Here is a 237-nt window from a genome sequence, read left to right as displayed (position 1 = left end):
GGATGGACATACCGCTGGTGTACCAGTTGTTCCGCCAGGAGCATCGCTGGGTAGCTACGTGTGGACGGGATAAGTGCTGAAAGCATCTAAGCATGAAGCCCCCCTCAAGATGAGATTTCCCATCACATTTAGTGAGTAAGATCCCTCGGAGATGACGAGGTAGATAGGTCTCGCGTGGAAGCGTGGCGACACGTGCAGCGGAGAGATACTAATCGATCGAGGGCTTAACCAATGAAC

The 237-nt window shown here is 52.7% G+C and carries 1 rRNA gene; it reads left to right on the top strand.

What is annotated here, in order from left to right:
* Window positions 1-232: ribosomal RNA gene (locus HCN83_RS18905) — 23S ribosomal RNA — on the top strand; the annotation flags it as partial.
* Window positions 233-237: the final 5 nt, after the last annotated feature.

The sequence above is a fragment of the Alkalicoccus luteus genome (assembly GCF_012034335.1).
In the GTDB taxonomy this organism is placed as follows: Bacteria; Bacillota; Bacilli; order Bacillales; family Salisediminibacteriaceae; genus Alkalicoccus; species Alkalicoccus luteus_A.
This window is presented reverse-complemented; position numbering and strand designations above follow the sequence as displayed.